Genomic DNA, 16,695 nt, shown 5'->3' on the forward strand with positions numbered 1-16,695 from the left:
CCTTATACGGTGGTTCAGGAACTCGGCTGAAAGGCGGAGCTCCTGCCCGGCTCGGTGCGTCGCATGGGCGAGCATGCCTCACGATCACGAGAGAATGAATATTCCATATTGACACTTGCATGGAACTAATATTCCATCTCAATTCGAGAGGATCGGAAGCGTTCGAACGTAGCGACGGCAAACTCAAAGGCCTTTGCGCAGCGACGAAACAGCACTTGCATCGACCGGATCGATGCACTATCAAAAAACGGCAAATGTTTTTTATTGATAAAGTTCTGTTGGGGCAGCGCCTATCCGAACGGAGCTTCCGTAACCTTCACCAGGCGATCTAGGGAGGAACCCTCATGAAATTCGTGACCAGCATTCTCAACCGCCGCGCCTTCGTCGCGCTCGCCGCCGCCTCGATGCTCGCAGGCGCCATGCATTCGGCGCCGGCCTCGGCGGCTGACGTGACCATCCCGATCATCGTCAAGGACACCACCTCGTTCTACTGGCAGATCGTGCTGGCCGGCGCCCGCAAGGCCGGCAAGGATCTCGGCATCAATGTGCCGGAGCTCGGCGCCCAGGCCGAAACCGACGTCAACGGCCAGATCTCGATCCTCGAGAATGCCGTCGCCGGCAATCCGGCTGCTGTCGTCATCGCGCCGACCGAAGCCAAGGCGCTCGGCAAGCCGATCGACGAGGCCGCCACCAAGGTCAAGGTCATCGGCATCGACTCCGGAGCCGACTCCAAGGCCTTCACTTCGTTCCTGACCACCGACAATGTCCAGGGCGGCCGCGTCGCCGCTGACGGACTTGCCGCGGCCATCGGCGCTGCCAATGGCGGCAAGGTTGAAGGCAAGGTTGCGCTGATCACCGCGCTGCCGGGCGCCGGCTCGCTCGAGCAGCGCGCCCAGGGCTTCAAGGAACAGCTCAAGGCCAAATATCCCGGCCTCGAACTGATCGCCGACAAATATGCCGACGGCCAGGCCACGACCGGCCTCAACATCGCCACCGACCTGATCACCGCCAATCCGGACCTGAAAGGCATCTTCGCCTCCAACCTGATCATGGCGCAGGGCGTCGGCCAGGCGATTGCCGAGAACAACCTGGCCGGCAAGGTCGGGCTGATCGGTTTCGACAGCGATGAGAAGCTGATCAAGTTCCTCAATGACGGCGTCATTTCCGGCCTCGTCGTGCAGGATCCGTACCGGATGGGTTATGACGGCATCAAGACCGCGCTTGCCGCCTCGAAGGGCGAGAAAGTCGAGGCCAATGTCGACACCGGTGCCAATCTCGTCACCAAGGCCAACATGAAAGAGCCGAAGATCGACGCGCTGCTCAATCCGAAGCTCGACTAAGCATCGCGATAGGCGCACTGTTTCCGGGGCCTCGCTGCCCCGGAAACACCAGCAAATCTGGAATCCGGTGGCTTGAAGTGCCCTTGACGGTGCAGCCCGCCGCACCGTTGCGTGCCAATCGTAAGGCCGATCTGGGAGGATTGTCATGACGTCGACGGCGCAGGACCTGCACCCGGCTCCAACACTGGAGCCCGGCAGGACGATCCTCGAACTCAGGGGGCTGGAGAAGCGCTATCCCGGCACGCACGCGCTCAAGCCCGTCAACCTCGCCTTCAAATCCGGCGAGATCCACGCCATCGTCGGCGAGAACGGCGCCGGCAAATCCACTCTCATCAAGCTCCTCACCGGCGTCATGCCGCGCACCTCCGGCGACGTTATCTGGGAGGGCAAGCCGGAAGCGCTGGCGACCCCGCATGAGGCGATGGCGCTCGGTATCAATGCCGTGCACCAGGAGGTCGTTCTCTGCCGCCACCTCACGGTCGCCGCCAACATGTTCCTCGGTGAGGAGAATTCGCGCTTCGGCATCCTGCAGCAGCGGGCCATGGTCAAGGATGCGCAGAAGATCATCGATGGCCTCGGCTTCGACCTGCCGGCGCACGTCATGCTCGGCGATCTCACCATCGGCCAGCAGCAGTTGATCGCCGCTGCCCGCGCCACGGTGCGCGGTACCAAATTCCTGATCTTCGACGAACCGACCGCCTACCTGACCCGCAAGGAGGCCGATCAGTTGTTCACGCTGATCCGCCGGCTGAAGGGCGAAGGCGTTACCATCATCTATATCAGCCATCGCATGGAAGAGGTGTTCGAGCTCGCCGACCGCGTGTCGGTGCTGCGCGACGGCACGCTGGTCGGCACCCGCAACATCGCCGAGACCAACGACGCCGAACTGGTCAAGATGATGATCAACCGCTCGATCGAACAGATCTACCACAAGGAGCATTTCACGCCGGGTGCCACCATCGTCGAGACTCGGACCCTCTCCGGGAAAGGCTTCGAGAATGTCTCGATGAGCGTCCGTGCCGGCGAGATCGTCGGCCTCTACGGGCTGATCGGCGCCGGCCGCAGCGAATTTGTCACCACGCTCTACGGTCGCCACAAGAAGTCGGCCGGCCAGATCCTGTGGGAGGGCAAGGAGGTGCAGGTCAACTCCGAGCACGATGCGATCCGGCTCGGCATGGCGTTGGCGCCGGAAAGCCGCCGCGACCAGGGCCTCTGTCTCAATTTGCCGGTTGGCCTCAACCTCAACCTGCCGATCTACAAGCGCATCTCGAACAAGCTGCTGATCTCCAACACGCAGGAAAAGGCCGAGGCCGATCGCCAGATCGCCGGCCTCAGGATCAAGACGCCGACGCGCAACGCGCTCGCCTCCAGCCTGTCCGGCGGCAACCAGCAGAAGATCGTCATCGGCAAATGGCTGGCGCATGGCGCCAAGCTGTTCATCTTCGACGAGCCGACGGTCGGCGTCGATGTCGGCACCAAGGCCGAGATCTACCGCCTGTTCTCGACGCTGCTGTCCAACGGCGCCGGCATCATCCTGATCTCGTCCTATCTGCCGGAGGTCTATGAACTCGCCGACACGCTGCATGTGTTCCGGCGCGGCAAGCTGGTCGCCACGCATGGCTTCCGCACCGCCGACCACGAGGACATTCTCTCTCAGGCGCTCGCCGAGAAACAAGAAAAACCGGGAGGACAGAAATGAGCACCGAGGCGATCGCGGCCGAAAAGCCGAAGCGCAACTACAATGCCCTATTCGGGCTGACGCTGCTGGCGCTGCTGGTTCTGTTGTGGGTCATCCTGTCGGTGACGACCCAGAGCTTCGCCTCCGCCAACAACATCTCCAACCTGCTGCGTCAGGGCTCGATGATCGCCATCCTGGCGGTCGGCCAGACGTTCGTCATCATCACTGGCGGCATTGACCTCTCGGTCGGCGCCGTTGTCGGCTTCGCCACCGTCACCACGGCGATGCTGATCAATGCCGGCGTGCCGGTCTTCGCCGCCATCCTGATCACCCTGCTGGTCGGCGTCGCCATCGGGTTGTTCCACGGCTTCGGCATCGTCAGGATGGGCCTGCCGCCCTTCATCATCACGCTGGCCACGCTGACCTCGCTGCGCGGCATTGGTCTGCTGATGACGAACGGCAATTCGATCTCGATCAACAACGATGCCTTCCAGGAATTCTCGCGCAATTCCTTCGTCGGCATCCCCAATCTGTTCTGGATGGTGATCCTGGTCGGCATCCCGGCCTACATCTTCCTGCACCACAGCCGCTGGGGCCGCTACCTGTTCTCGGTCGGCTCCAACGCCGAGGCCTCGCGCCTGTCGGGTGTCAATGTCCAGCGCACCATCTACATGGCCTATACGCTGTCCGGCCTGTGCGCCGCCTTTGTCGGCGTACTGCTCGCCTCGCGCATCGGCATCGGCAATCCGACCCAGGCCGAGGGCTGGGAGCTGCAGGCGATCGCCTCATCGGTGATCGGCGGCACCTCGCTGTTCGGCGCGGTCGGCTCCGTGCACGGCCCGCTGCTTGGCGCCTTCATTCTCGCCACCATTAACAACGGCGCCAACCTTTTGAATGTCAACGCCTTCTGGCAGCGCATCATCACCGGCGTGCTGATCATCGTCATCGTCTATTTCGACGGGCTGCGCCGCCGCGGCAAGTAAGCTGACCTCGACCGCCGGCCTTCGCTACAGCCCGAGTGCCGGCGGCCCCATCAACAGACTGGATTGAAGCATGAAAGCCGTCGTCTGCCGCTCGCCCGGCGATCTTGTCCTCGAGGACCGCCCGGCGCCGGGGGCGCCGCCTGCCGGCTGGGCGCGGGTGGCGGTCAGCCATGTCGGCATCTGCGGCACCGACTACCACATCTTCGAAGGCAAGCACCCGTTCCTCGCCTATCCGCGCGTCATGGGCCACGAGGTCTCCGGCACGGTTGTCGAGACGGGCGAAGGTGTTGCGCTGAGCGCCGGCGAGGCGGTCATCATCAATCCCTATCTCGCTTGCGGCAAATGCATCGCCTGCCGGAAAGGCAAGCCGAATTGCTGTGTCAGGATCGAAGTGCTCGGCGTCCATCGCGACGGCGCCATGTGCGAGGAGATCCTCGTGCCGGCGCAAAATCTTTATCCGGCGAACGGTCTCTCTCTTGCCGATGCCGCCGCCGTCGAATTCCTGGCCATCGGCGCGCATGCGGTGCGCCGCGCGCAGGCCGAGCCTGGCGCCCGCGCGCTGGTCATCGGCGCCGGCCCGATTGGGCTCGGCACCGCCCTGTTTGCCCGCATCGCCGGCCTCGATGTCAGCCTGCTCGATATGAGTAGCGAACGCCTGGGCTTTGCTGAAAACGAACTGGGCTTCGCCACGCTCGATGGCTCGAAGGCACAGGCGACCGATCTGGCGCGCGAAGCGACCAGCGGCGAAGGTTTCGACATGGTCTTCGATGCCACCGGCAACACGCAGTCGGTGCAGTCGGCCTTCGCCCATGTCGCGCATGGCGGCAGCCTCGTGCTCGTCAGTGTCGTCAAGGACGACATCACCTTCTCCGACCCGGAATTCCACAAACGCGAGATGACACTGATCGGCAGCCGCAACGCGCTGAGCGCCGACTTCGACCACGTCGCGGCTTCGATCCGCAATGGTGCCGTGCAGATGGGAAAGCTCGTCACCCATCGCACGACCCTTGCCGGCACGCCTCGCGACCTCGCAAGGTGGGCGCATGAGAAATCAGGCCTGATCAAGGCCGTCATCGAAGTCGGGTAGGACCATGCTGAGGATCGACGCGCACCAGCATTATTGGCAGATCGCGCGCGGCGACTATTTCTGGATGGGGCCGCACGTCGCGCCGATCGTTCGCGACGTCTTCCCGGCCGACCTCGCGCCGCATCTGCAGGCCGCCGGCATCGCCCGCACCGTCGTGGTGCAGGCGGCGGCGACCGTCGCCGAAACCGAATTCATGCTCGACCTCGCCGACAAGGACGACAGCATCGCGGCCGTGGTCGGCTGGGTCGATCTCGAGGCCGACGATGTCGAGGCGACGCTGCGCCGGCTGGCGGCGCGGCCGAAGTTCCGCGGCATAAGGCCAATGCTGCAGGACATCGACGACACCTTTGATATTTTGAAGCCGAAGCAGCTCGCCGCGCTGAAGCTTTTGCCGAAACTCGGCCTGCGTTTCGACGCGCTGGCGCAGCCGCGCCATTTGCCGGTGGTCGCCGCACTCGCCGACCACATGCCTGACCTGCCGATCGTCGTCGACCACGCGGCAAAACCCTTCATCGCCAAGGGCATCCTAGAGCCCTGGGCGAGCGACATGGTGGCGCTGGCGAAGCGGCCGTCGGTGGTCTGCAAATTCTCCGGCCTGGTCACCGAGGCCGGGCCGAACTGGTCGATCGCCGGCCTCAAGCCCTATGCCGACCACCTGCTCGCCTGCTTCGGGCCGGACCGGCTGATGTTCGGCAGCGACTGGCCGGTGTGCGAGCTCGCCGCCACCTACGAGAATTGGCTGGCCGCCGCGAGGGAACTCCTGGCAGGCCTTTCGCCGGTGGAGCAGGACGCCGTCTTCGGCGGCACCGCCGCGCGCTTCTACGGCATCAGCTAGTCATTGGCCGACAGTTTCAGCTCGACCCGCTCCGCCGGAAACCGCGACTCGGAAAACTGGATCGGCTGACCGTCGAGTGTGACGTTGACCGCGACCGTCACCAGCACGATGGCGCCGGGCTGCAGGTCGAGATCGGCAAGATCGGCGGCATCGGCATGGCGCGCCGACAGCACCGTCGATTGCCTGAGATAGTCGTTGATGCCGAAGCGCTTCAGCGATGCGGTGACCGATCCCGTCTCCGCCATGGCGGCATCGATGCCGGCGAAGCGTTTGGCGTCGAACCAGGCGGTGGCGCGCGACACCGGATGGCCATCGGCTTCGCCGCGCGTCTCCAGGCAGAGCAGGGCGGCTCCCCTGGCGAGCTTCAAGGCATCGGCGATGCGCCGGCTGGCCGGCTCAACCGATGAGGCAAGCAGCGCAATATGCCGTTCGCTCGTCTGCCCCTGCAGGCCCGTCGAAAAGCGCGTGCGGGCGCCGATCGGGTAGGAGAGCCGCTTGCGCGACAAAACGAAGGTGCCGCGCCCCTGCTCGGCCCTGAGCACGCCTTCCTGCACCAGCGCCGCGATGGCGCTGCGCACCGTGTGGCGGTTGACGCCATAGCGTTCGGCAAGCGCCATTTCCGGCGGCAGCGCCGCGTTCTCGGCAAAGTCGCCGGCGGCGATTCCCTGCAAAATCTGATCGGCGATCTGCCGCCACAGCGAAACGCCGCTGCGCCGCTCGATGCTGGCTGCCTGCTGCCCACTCATGCCCGCCCCCGGTTCTCTCACCAGCCCAGACTTTTCGCCGGTGTCATCCACCCGTCATGGACTCGCGCTAGCTAATGCGTATAATTTGTATAATTGTCTATATCAATAGACAAATTTGCGCAACCGATGGAGTGCCGCCATGCGAGGACAGGACGCGCGCGAGCAGGCCAGGCGCAAGGCGGCGATGGCGACGCTGGCGCAGTCCGGCGGCGACGAGATCGCCCGGCTCTGGAGCGAGGCCGGCCTGCCCCTGGAAGCCGAGCTACTGCGCGGCCCCGAAACCGGCCTGGTGACGGTGCGCGGCCGCATCGGCGGCGGCGGCGCGCCCTTCAATGTCGGCGAGGCGACGGTCACCCGCGCCACGGTGCGCCTGCCCTCCGGCCAGGTCGGCCATAGCTATGCGCTCGGCCGCGACAGGCAGAAGGCGAAGCTGGCCGCGATCGCCGATGCGCTGTGGCAGGATCCGGCCCATCGCGACGTTGTCGAGACCAGGGTGATCGCGCCGCTGCGCGCTGTGCTCACCGAGGCGCACGAAAAACGCCGTGCCGAGACGGCGGCGACAAAAGTGGATTTCTTCACCATGGTGCGCGGAGAGGACTGATGGAGACGCAATCGATCGAAGGCGGTTTCGCCGATCCGGTCTTCAATGCGCAGACGGTGTTCCGCGCCGTCATGGATGCGATGGCGCGGCCGGGCAGCGTGCAGCCGCTGCCGGCCTTTGCCCGTCCGCCGGCGCCACTGTCAGCGACTTCAGGCGCGGTCGCGCTGGCGCTCTGCGACAACGACACGGCGCTCTGGCTCGATCCGGGCTTGCAAGCCGAGCCATCGGTCAGATCCTGGCTCGGCTTCCACACCGGCGCGCCGCTCGCCAACACGCCGGCCGACGCGCATTTCGCCATTGTGGCCAGGCCGGCCGAGATGATGGCGCTGGATGGCTTTTCGCAAGGCACGCAGGAATATCCCGACCGCTCGACGACGCTGATCCTCATCGTCAGCGATCTCGCCTCGGGCGCTCCCCTGCTGCTCGAAGGCCCGGGCATCGAGAAGATGGCGATGCTCGCGCCGGCCGAGATGCCGCGCCACTTCATCGAGCAGTGGAAGCAGAACAGCCAGCGCTTTCCGCGCGGCGTCGACATCATCCTGGCAGCACCGGACGGGGTCGCCTGCCTGCCGCGCACCACGCGCATCAAGACGATGGAGGCCTGACATGTATGTCGCGGTGAAAGGCGGCGAGGCCGCGATTGCCAATGCGCACCGCCTGCTTGCCGATCGCCGGCGCGGCGACCGCTCAGTGCCGGCATTGCGCCTCGACCAGATCGTCGAGCAACTGGCGCTCGGCGTCGACCGGGTGATGAGCGAGGGTTCGCTCTACGACCGCGAGCTGGCCGCGCTCGCCATTGTCCAGGCACGCGGCGACATGATCGAAGCGATCTTCCTCATCCGCGCCTATCGCACCACGCTGCCGCGCTTCGGCTACACCAGCGCGGTCGACACCGGCGCCATGCTCATCGAGCGCCGCGTGTCGGCGACCTACAAGGACCTGCCCGGCGGTCAGCTGCTCGGCCCGACCTTCGACTACACCCACCGGCTGCTCGATCCCGAACTTGCCGCCGGCGGCGACGTCGCCGAGCCGATGGAACGCCCCATCGAGGCCGAGCCGATGCTGCGCGTTTCGGCGATCCTTGCCCGCGAAGGCCTGATCGAGGCCGACGGCGACATGCCCGGCGACCACGTCCCCGGCGACATCACCCGCGAGCCACTGCAGTTCCCGATGGCGCGCGACATCCGCTTGCAAGCCCTGTCGCGCGGCGACGAGGGGTTTCTGCTGGCTCTCGGCTATTCCACCCAGCGCGGTTATGCCCGCAACCATCCCTTCGTCGGCGAAATCCGCATTGGCGCGGTCGAGCTGGAACTGGAGGTGCCGGAACTGCCCTTCGCCGTGCCGCTGGCCTCGGTCCGCGTCACCGAATGCCAGATGGTCAACCAGTTCAAGGGCTCGGCCAAGGCGCCGCCGCAATTCACCCGCGGCTACGGCCTGGTCTTCGGCCAGAGCGAGCGCAAGGCGATGGCGATGGCGCTCTGCGATCGGGCCTTGCGGGCCAGCGAATTGGGCGAGGATGTCGTCGCCGCCGCGCAGGACGAGGAGTTCGTCATCTCGCATTCCGACAATGTCCAGGCGACCGGCTTCGTCGAGCACCTGAAGCTGCCGCATTATGTCGACTTCCAGGCCGAGCTCGACCTTGTGCGCCGTATGCGCGCCGAGCACGACGCCCGCGAAAATCACCGCACTGGCGAGGAGAAGCGGGAGGCCGCCGAATGATCGAGAGCCTCTCCTACATAACCTTCGTCGTGCGCGACCTCGACCGCATGAGCGAGATCCTGACCGGCGTATTCGACGCGCGCGAGATCTATGACAGCGGCGCCCGGCAGTTCTCGCTGTCGCATGAAAAATTCTTCCTGATCGGCGATCTCTGGATCGCGATCATGCAGGGCGAGCCGCTTACCGAGCCCAGCTACAATCACATTGCCTTCAAGATCGACGACGCCGATTTCGACCGCTACGCCGAGCGTGTCAGAAGACTCGGCATCGACATGCGCCCGCCGCGCCCGCGCGTCGAGGGCGAAGGCCGCTCGATCTATTTCCACGACGACGACAACCATCTGTTCGAGCTGCACACCGGCACGATGGCCGAGCGGCTGGCGCGCTACAGGGAATTGGAGGTCGTGCAATGAGCTCAGCTGTCTCCGCCACCGTGACCGGCGTGCCCACCGCCATCGTGTCCACTGTGGCCCTCGTAGCCACCACCGCCGCCGTACCAACTTTCGGAATTGTTGGAACCTTCCCTTGGCGCCGGAAAAATCGTGCGCCGAAGAAAAAAGACGACCGCGCCGGCGAACGCCAGCAACACGATCCCGAGGTGCATCCATCCGGCAGAATTCATTCCGATCGGGTCCGGTTTCCACGCCTTGCAAGTCAATTCGGTAGCACGGAGCGGATGTGATCGCCATGACCGACATCGCCACCTACAACTTCGCTTATCTCGACGAACAGACAAAGCGGATGATCCGCCGCGCCATCCTCAAGGGCATCGCCATACCCGGCTACCAGGTGCCTTTCGCCTCGCGCGAAATGCCGATGCCCTATGGCTGGGGCACCGGCGGCGTCCAGGTCACCGCTTCGATCATCGGCCCCGACGACGTGCTGAAGGTCATCGACCAGGGCGCCGACGACACCACCAATGCCGTCTCGATCCGCGCCTTCTTCAAGAAGGTCGCCAACGTCGCCGTCACCACCGAGACGGCCGAGGCCTCGATCATCCAGACCCGCCATCGTATCCCCGAGCATCCGCTGACCGCGGGCCAGATTCTGGTCTATCAGGTGCCGATCCCCGAGCCGCTGCGCTTCCTCGAGCCGCGCGAGACCGAAACGCGCAAGATGCATGCGCTGGAGGAATACGGCCTGATGCATGTCAAACTCTACGAGGACATCGCCAGGCACGGCCGCATCGCCACCACCTACGCCTATCCGGTCAAAGTCGAGGGCCGCTACGTGATGGACCCGTCGCCGACGCCGAAATTCGACAATCCGAAAATGCATCGTTCGCCGGCTTTGCAGTTGTTCGGCGCCGGCCGCGAAAAGCGCATCTATGCCGTGCCGCCCTTCACCGACGTCGTCAGCCTCGATTTCGAGGACCATCCTTTCGAGGTGCAGACCTTCGACCAGCCCTGCGCGCTCTGCGCGGCCGAGAACGTCTATCTCGACGAGGTCATCCTCGACGACCATGGCGGCCACATGTTCGTCTGCTCCGACACCGACCACTGCGAGAAGCGGCGTGAGGAAGGCCATCGCGGCCACCTTGCGCCTGACGCCCAACTTGCTCTCGAAAAAACGGAGCCGGCCGAATGACCGACGAACCGCTGCTGCGCGTCTCGGCGCTGTCCAAATTCTACGGCTCGCGCGTCGGCTGCGAGACTGTCAGTTTCGACCTGTGGCCGGGCGAAGTGCTGGCGGTGGTCGGTGAATCGGGCTCCGGCAAGACGACGCTGCTCAACTGCCTGTCGACCCGGCTGCTGCCCTCTTCCGGCACCGCCAGCTACCGCATGCGCGACGGCCAATGGCGCGAGCTTTACCGCATGAGCGAGGCCGAGCGTCGCTTCCTGATGCGCACCGACTGGGGTTTTGTCCACCAGAACCCGGCCGATGGCCTGCGCATGACGGTGTCGGCAGGCGCCAATGTCGGCGAGCGGCTGATGGCCGTCGGCGACCGCCACTACGGAAAAATCCGCGCAACCGCCGTCGACTGGCTGTCGCGCGTCGAGATCGACGAGGACCGCATCGACGACGAGCCGCGCGCCTTTTCCGGCGGCATGCGCCAGCGCCTGCAGATCGCCCGCAACCTCGTCACCGGGCCGCGCCTCGTGTTCATGGACGAACCGACCGGCGGCCTCGACGTCTCGGTGCAGGCGCGCCTGCTCGACCTGCTGCGCGGGCTGGTCACCGACCTTGGCCTGGCGGCCATCGTCGTCACCCACGACCTCGCCGTGGCGCGGCTACTGTCGCAGCGCATGATGGTGATGAAGGACGGTCACGTCGTCGAAAGCGGCCTGACCGACCGCGTCCTCGACGACCCGCGCGCGCCCTATACGCAGTTGCTTGTTTCTTCGATTTTGCAGGTGTGATGATGGCGCCAAGTCACCCCCCTCTGTCACGGGCTATCTGCAATGTTGGAGATTGGCGAAACCGCACGAGGCCGCCCCTTCTCCCCGTCACTATACGGGGAGAAGTGCCCGGCAGGCCGATGAGGGGCGGCGCTGACGTGGCGGGAATGCGCGCGGACGCCAATGCCGTCCCAGGAGCGTCGCCCAGCGCAGAGCACTTCAGCTGGACCTCGGCGCTGCCCCTCATTGTCCAGCCGGACATTTCTCCCCGTATAGTGACGGGGAGAAAGGGCCATATTCTCCCGCCGATCGGCGACAATAGGAAGACCTTCTGATGCCCACCCCTCTCGTTGTCTCCGATGTCGCCAAAAGCTTCACCATGCACCTGCGCGATGGCATCCGGCTGCCGGTCGTCGCCGGCGTGTCCTTCTCGATCCGCGCCGGCGAATGCGCCGTGCTCGGCGGCCCGTCCGGCGCGGGAAAAAGCTCGATCCTCAAGATGCTCTACGGCAACTACGCCGTCGACGAGGGCCAGATCATCGTCCAGCACGAGAACGGCCTGATCGATCTCGCCAGCGCCAGCCCGCGCACGGTGCTTGCCGTGCGCCGGCAAACGATTGGCTATGTCAGCCAGTTCCTGCGCACCGTGCCGCGCGTCTCGGCGCTCGACGTCGTTGCCGAGCCGCTGGTCGAGCGTGGCGAGGAGCGCGGGGCAGCGCGCGACAAGGCGCGCGCCTTGCTGGCGCAGCTCAACCTGCCGGAAAAGCTCTGGGCGTTGCCGCCGGCGACCTTCTCCGGCGGCGAGCAGCAGCGCGTCAACATCGCGCGCGGCTTCATCACCGAGCATCCGGTCCTGCTGCTCGACGAGCCGACCGCCTCGCTCGATGCCAGGAACCGCGATGTGGTGGTCGAGTTGATCGCCGCCAAGAAGGTGGCGGGCGTCGCCTTGCTCGGCATTTTCCACGACCAGGATGTGCGCGAGGCGGTCGCCGACCGCATCATCGACGTCACCGCCTTCGCCGCCGGAAAGATCGCGGCATGACAAGGAAACTGTCGGAAACACCGCTGGTTCATCCGACCGCGCAGGTCGAGAATTCGACGCTCGGCCGCTGGACCGAGATCGCCGATCGCAGCCGGGTCTCGGAAAGCGAGCTCGGCGACTATTCCTACATGATGCAGGATTGCGCCGTCTGGTGCGCGACCATTCGCAAGTTCTCCAACATCGCGGCCAGCGTGCGCATCAATGCCACCAACCATCCGACCTGGCGGCCGACGCTGCACCACTTCACCTACCGCGCCTCCGACTATTGGGACGACGCCGAGCACGAAAGCGAATTCTTCGCAGAGCGCCGTGCGAAACGCGTCACCATCGGCCACGACACCTGGCTTGGCCATGGCTCGACCATCCTGCCCGGCGTCACTGTCGGCGATGGCGCGGCGGTCGGCGCCGGCGCCGTGGTGTCGAAGGATGTTGCGCCTTACACCATCGTCGGCGGCGTGCCGGCGAAGCCGATCCGCGAGCGTTTCGACCGTCGCACCCCGAGCGCTACCAGGCGCTCGCCTGGTGGGACTGGGACCATGCAAGGCTGCGTGCTTCGCTCGACGATTTCCGCGCGCTTTCAGCCGAGGCGTTTCTCGAAAAATATAGCTGACGTCACCGATGTTCCCGTGTGCGTCATTGCCAGGGACGGACGCTGGAATTTCATATCCCTGACACAGGATTAGGTCACGAGGCGGTCTTTCTCTGGAGATCGCAATGCTCGATTTGGTCAGACCCTCGCTCGCCGGTTTCTTCGAAGGCACCAACCCGACGCCTCCGGTGCATCTCGGCACCCGTTACGACGCGGCGGGCAACTTCCTCCTGGAGCCTGGCAACACGGTCGTCAGCCACCTCGTCAACGGCTCGCCCTCCGAAGCGGCGGTCATCGAGGTGCGCGAGCGCATGCGCGCCATGCTTGACGCCGACCGGCTTGCCTTCACCCCGGTCTCTAGCCTGCACATGACGTTGTTCCAAGGCATCATCGAGCGCCGCCGCCGGCTCCCCTATTGGCCTCGGGATGTGGCGCTCGACACCGGCATCGACGGCATGACCCGCCTTTATCTGGAGCGCCTGGAAGGCTTCCAGGGGAGCGGCGCGTTCAGGATAAGAGCCATCGGCGTCACCCCGAACGGCCTTACCGTTGCCGGCGCCTCGGACGAAGACCGGCGCATCCTCCAGGCCTGGCGCGATGCACTGTCGGTGCCGTTCGGCTACCGCCACCCCGACCATGACACCTACGTCTTCCACATCACCTTCGCCTACCAGATCCGCCGCCTTGCCGACGAGCGCGCGGCGGCCTGGCAGGACCTGTTCGACGATTGCCTGTCCTTCCTCGACCGCGAGGCGCCGGTCATCGAACTCAATCCGCCGGCCTTTTGCAGTTTCCGCGACATGAAGCATTTCGAGGAGCTCCTGGTCCTCGGTTGAGCCCATGCATGGCGCCCAAAAGTGCCTAGCGATTTGGGACAACGACATGCAGGCATTCCGGCTCTGGGCCCTAGCCTGTGGGCGGTAACAAAACTGACATCAATCCGACACGGCAGGTTCATGGCGTTGCGCTAGCCAAGGTTAACAGACCTTCAAAGCGCGACTGGACTGGAGCTTTGCCCATGTCAGCAACATCCGCCACGCTCGAAATCCGCGGTGTCACCCGACGATTCGGCAAGAACACCGCGGTCAGCGCTGTCGACCTGTCGATCCCGCAGGGCCAGATGGTCGGCATCATCGGCCGCTCCGGCGCCGGCAAATCGACGCTTCTGCGCATGATCAACCGTCTCATCGACCCCAGCCAGGGGTCGATTTTTTTTGACGGCGCCGAAGTCTCCCGCCTGCAGGGTTCGCCGCTGCGGCGCTGGCAGCGCGACTGCGCCATGATCTTCCAGCAGTTCAACCTGGTACCGCGCCTCGACGTGCTGACCAACGTGCTGCTCGGCCGGCTAAACCACCGCTCGACGCTCTCCAACCTGTTCGGCATGTTCTCGCGCAGCGAATGCGCCGAGGCGGTAGCGGCGCTCGAGCGCCTCGACATCGCCCGCACCGCGCTGCAGCCGGCTGGCACGCTGTCCGGCGGCCAGCAGCAGCGCGTGGCGATCGCGCGCGCCATGATGCAACAGCCGAGGGTGCTGCTCGCCGACGAGCCGATCGCCTCGCTCGACCCGCTCAACGCCAAGGTGGTGATGGACTCGCTGCAGGACATCAACCTGCGCGAAGGCATCACCGTCATCACCAATCTGCACACGCTGGACACGGCGCGGGCCTATTGCAACCGCATCATCGGCATGGCCGCCGGCAAGGTCGTGTTCGACGGCGCGCCCGAGGATCTCGACCGCGACGCCGTGCGTCTTGTCTATAGTGCGGACAGCAATGGCGCCGATATCTCCGAGGCCATCACGTCGACCAGCGTCAACTTCAAGCCGAAGATTACCGCATCCGCCGGACCGCTCGAGCCCGCATTCCCCGGCTACTAGTCGATGTTTGCGAACCGTCCGCGCTGACGAAGAGCGGCAACCGGTTCGGCAAGGATCATGGCCAAGAAAACGAGCAACCCGGATCGCCCGCCCGCGTCAAAGGCAGCTGTCAAAAATTCGAACGTCGCCGGCGCGAGGCCGGAACAACAGGAGAGAGATCCAAATGTTTAGGAAGATGGTTTTTGGCGCCGTATCACTGCTCGCCATCGCGACGAGCGCTGCTCATGCCGCTGACCTCAAGGAATTCCGCGTCGGCATCCTTGGCGGCGAAAACGAGACGGACCGGCTGCGCAACTACCAGTGCCTGGCCGACCATTTGAAGGCAGAATTCGGCTTCGAGAAGGTCTCGCTGTTCCCGGCCGCCGACTACGACGGCGTCATCCAGGGCCTGCTCGGCGGCACGCTCGACTTCGCCGAGCTCGGCGCTTCCGGCTATGCCAGCGTCTATATCAAGGACCCCAAGGCGGTCACCCCGATCCTCACCACCCAGCAGACCGACGGCGCCACCGGCTACTATTCGATCGGCCTGGCGCTGAAGTCGTCGGGGATCACCGACATCAAGTCGGCCAAGGGCAAGAAGCTCGGCTATGCCGACCCGGACTCGACCTCCGGCTATCTGATCCCGCTGACCCAGATTCCGAAGGACACCGGCCAGTCGAACGAGGCCTTCTTCGCCTCGACCCAGTTCAACGGCGGCCATGAGAACAACATCCTCGCCGTCCGCGACGGCAAGGTCGACGTCGCGGTGGACGATTCCTCCGGCATCGGCGATTTCAAGAACGGCTATACCTCCGGCACCTTCCACAAGGAAGTCGCCAAGGGCGCCGTCGATCCGAACGACTTCGTCGAGGTCTGGCGCTCCGGCCTGATCCCGAACGGCCCGCTGGTCGTGCGCACCGCGCTCGGCGACGACATGACCGCCAAACTCACCGCCTTCTTCACCGCGCTGCCGACCAAGGACAAGGCCTGCTTCGAGGGCGTCGAGGGCGGCGACTTCACCGGCTACGTTCCGGTCAAGCCGGACTTCTACAATGTCATCGTCGAAGCCCGCAAAGCCGCGATCGGCGGCTGACGGCATCAGGAAAAAGGGCGGCGGTCAAAAACGCCGCCCTTTTTGCATCTCCCGATCATGACTTCAGCGACAATCCATTCCGATGCGACCCGCCTGGCGGCCGATGCCTGGCGGCGCCAGACGTCGTTGCGCCGGCTTTACACCGGCCTCGGTGTCGGCCTGCTTCTCGTCGCCATGTGCGCGACCATGTGGTTCGCCGACGAGGCCAATGCCGGCCACTTCTTCGAACGGCTGCCGCATTTGCTGGATTTCCTGAGCTGGCTGATCCCCAAGGACTGGAACGACGTCTGGCGGGCGCTGTTCGACGTCGCCTCGCCGCATGACATCGGCACGCAGGAATTCAACTTCCCACTCGGCCGCGTCTACGTCTGGGGCGGTTTCTACATTCCCGAATATTTTGAGCTGATGCTGACCACGGTCAACGTGGCGCTGGTCTCGACCTTCATCGGTTTTGTCTTCGCCGTGCCCTTCTCCTTCATCGCCGCGCGCAACCTGACGCCGAGCCCGGCGCTCAGGCTCGTCGTCAAGCGCTTCATGGAACTGCTGCGCGCCTTTCCGGAGATCGTCATTGCCGGGCTGTTCGCGGCCATCGTCTCGATCGGCCCGGTCGCCGCCATCATCGCCATCGGCCTGCATTCGATCGGCGCGCTCGGCAAGCTCTTCTACGAGATCAACGAGAACATCGACATGCGCGCCGAGGAAGGCTTGCGGGCGGTCGGCGCCAACTGGTTCGAGCGCATCCGCTTTGCCGCCCTGCCGCAAGTGCTGCCCAATTTCATGTCCTATAC

Annotated in this window: 18 protein-coding genes and 1 pseudogene; 18 read left to right on the top strand and 1 reads right to left on the bottom strand. The window is 64.9% G+C overall.

The features are described from left to right. The first annotated feature begins 344 nt into the window (after nucleotides 1–344). The 5 genes from EN745_RS13225 (at nucleotide 345) to EN745_RS13245 (ending at nucleotide 5,923) form a co-directional block, all read left to right on the top strand. Nucleotides 345–1,340 (top strand): ABC transporter substrate-binding protein, encoded by a 996-nt coding sequence (locus tag EN745_RS13225; RefSeq protein WP_126058235.1) that lies wholly within the window; start codon nucleotides 345–347, stop codon nucleotides 1,338–1,340. A 145-nt stretch (nucleotides 1,341–1,485) separates the two neighbouring features. Further along, nucleotides 1,486–3,039, top strand: a complete 1,554-nt coding sequence (locus EN745_RS13230; RefSeq protein ID WP_126058234.1) for a sugar ABC transporter ATP-binding protein — start codon at nucleotides 1,486–1,488, stop codon at nucleotides 3,037–3,039. Then, on the top strand, nucleotides 3,036–4,001 hold the full coding sequence (locus EN745_RS13235) for an ABC transporter permease (RefSeq protein ID WP_126058233.1): 966 nt from the start codon (nucleotides 3,036–3,038) through the stop codon (nucleotides 3,999–4,001). The genes EN745_RS13230 and EN745_RS13235 overlap by 4 nt, the downstream gene beginning before the upstream one ends. Nucleotides 4,002–4,071: 70 nt before the next feature. Beyond that, a complete protein-coding gene (locus EN745_RS13240; RefSeq protein WP_126058232.1) occupies nucleotides 4,072–5,088 on the top strand; it encodes a zinc-binding alcohol dehydrogenase family protein in 1,017 nt (338 codons plus the stop codon). Nucleotides 5,089–5,092: 4 nt separating this feature from the next. Further along, the gene (locus EN745_RS13245) at nucleotides 5,093–5,923 is read left to right on the top strand and encodes an amidohydrolase family protein (RefSeq protein ID WP_189363034.1); all 831 of its coding nucleotides are present in this window, start codon (nucleotides 5,093–5,095) and stop codon (nucleotides 5,921–5,923) included. Here EN745_RS13245 and phnF read toward each other — a convergent pair. Beyond that, entirely contained in the window at nucleotides 5,920–6,669 is a 750-nt protein-coding gene (gene phnF, locus EN745_RS13250) for a phosphonate metabolism transcriptional regulator PhnF (protein ID WP_127407382.1), read from the bottom strand. The two genes, EN745_RS13245 and phnF, sit on opposite strands and share 4 nt — an antisense overlap. Before the next feature lie 139 nt (nucleotides 6,670–6,808). Here phnF and phnG point away from each other — a divergent pair, with 139 nt between their 5' ends. The 13 genes and pseudogenes from phnG to EN745_RS13315 all read left to right on the top strand — a co-directional run. Next, entirely contained in the window at nucleotides 6,809–7,270 is a 462-nt protein-coding gene (phnG, locus tag EN745_RS13255) for a phosphonate C-P lyase system protein PhnG (protein ID WP_127421453.1), read from the top strand. Then, a complete protein-coding gene (gene phnH / locus EN745_RS13260) occupies nucleotides 7,270–7,875 on the top strand; it encodes a phosphonate C-P lyase system protein PhnH (RefSeq protein ID WP_127405915.1) in 606 nt (201 codons plus the stop codon). Before phnG ends, phnH begins: the two co-directional genes overlap by 1 nt. A gap of 1 nt (nucleotide 7,876) precedes the next feature. Continuing rightward, nucleotides 7,877–8,989 carry a carbon-phosphorus lyase complex subunit PhnI gene (locus tag EN745_RS13265; protein ID WP_127421454.1) on the top strand — a complete coding sequence of 371 codons (1,113 nt, stop codon included), beginning with the start codon at nucleotides 7,877–7,879 and terminating at the stop codon, nucleotides 8,987–8,989. Further along, on the top strand, nucleotides 8,986–9,402 hold the full coding sequence (fosX, locus tag EN745_RS13270) for a FosX/FosE/FosI family fosfomycin resistance hydrolase (protein WP_127421455.1): 417 nt from the start codon (nucleotides 8,986–8,988) through the stop codon (nucleotides 9,400–9,402). Before EN745_RS13265 ends, fosX begins: the two co-directional genes overlap by 4 nt. Beyond that, entirely contained in the window at nucleotides 9,399–9,671 is a 273-nt protein-coding gene (locus tag EN745_RS13275; protein ID WP_127405912.1) for a hypothetical protein, read from the top strand. Before fosX ends, EN745_RS13275 begins: the two co-directional genes overlap by 4 nt. 5 nt (nucleotides 9,672–9,676) lie before the next feature. Next, nucleotides 9,677–10,576: an alpha-D-ribose 1-methylphosphonate 5-phosphate C-P-lyase PhnJ gene (locus EN745_RS13280; RefSeq protein WP_127405911.1), complete on the top strand. Its 900-nt coding sequence runs from the start codon at nucleotides 9,677–9,679 to the stop codon at nucleotides 10,574–10,576. Further along, nucleotides 10,573–11,349: a phosphonate C-P lyase system protein PhnK gene (gene phnK, locus EN745_RS13285; protein WP_126058225.1), complete on the top strand. Its 777-nt coding sequence runs from the start codon at nucleotides 10,573–10,575 to the stop codon at nucleotides 11,347–11,349. Before EN745_RS13280 ends, phnK begins: the two co-directional genes overlap by 4 nt. Before the next feature lie 313 nt (nucleotides 11,350–11,662). After that, complete coding sequence (phnL, locus tag EN745_RS13290; RefSeq protein ID WP_127421456.1) at nucleotides 11,663–12,370, top strand: phosphonate C-P lyase system protein PhnL; 708 nt, start codon at nucleotides 11,663–11,665, stop codon at nucleotides 12,368–12,370. Next, nucleotides 12,367–12,980: pseudogene (locus tag EN745_RS13295) on the top strand (DapH/DapD/GlmU-related protein). Before phnL ends, EN745_RS13295 begins: the two are co-directional and overlap by 4 nt. 104 nt (nucleotides 12,981–13,084) lie before the next feature. Continuing rightward, complete coding sequence (locus EN745_RS13300) at nucleotides 13,085–13,795, top strand: DUF1868 domain-containing protein (RefSeq protein WP_127421457.1); 711 nt, start codon at nucleotides 13,085–13,087, stop codon at nucleotides 13,793–13,795. A 182-nt stretch (nucleotides 13,796–13,977) separates the two neighbouring features. Next, nucleotides 13,978–14,835: a phosphonate ABC transporter ATP-binding protein gene (phnC, locus tag EN745_RS13305; protein ID WP_126058221.1), complete on the top strand. Its 858-nt coding sequence runs from the start codon at nucleotides 13,978–13,980 to the stop codon at nucleotides 14,833–14,835. Nucleotides 14,836–14,998: 163 nt separating this feature from the next. Next, on the top strand, nucleotides 14,999–15,907 hold the full coding sequence (gene phnD, locus EN745_RS13310; protein WP_126058220.1) for a phosphonate ABC transporter substrate-binding protein: 909 nt from the start codon (nucleotides 14,999–15,001) through the stop codon (nucleotides 15,905–15,907). A gap of 57 nt (nucleotides 15,908–15,964) precedes the next feature. After that, nucleotides 15,965–16,695 (top strand): ABC transporter permease (locus tag EN745_RS13315; protein ID WP_145992019.1); only part of this gene is annotated, 731 nt, incomplete at its 3' end.

The sequence above is a fragment of the Mesorhizobium sp. M4A.F.Ca.ET.022.05.2.1 genome (assembly GCF_003998845.1).
Lineage (GTDB): Bacteria > Pseudomonadota > Alphaproteobacteria > Rhizobiales > Rhizobiaceae > Mesorhizobium.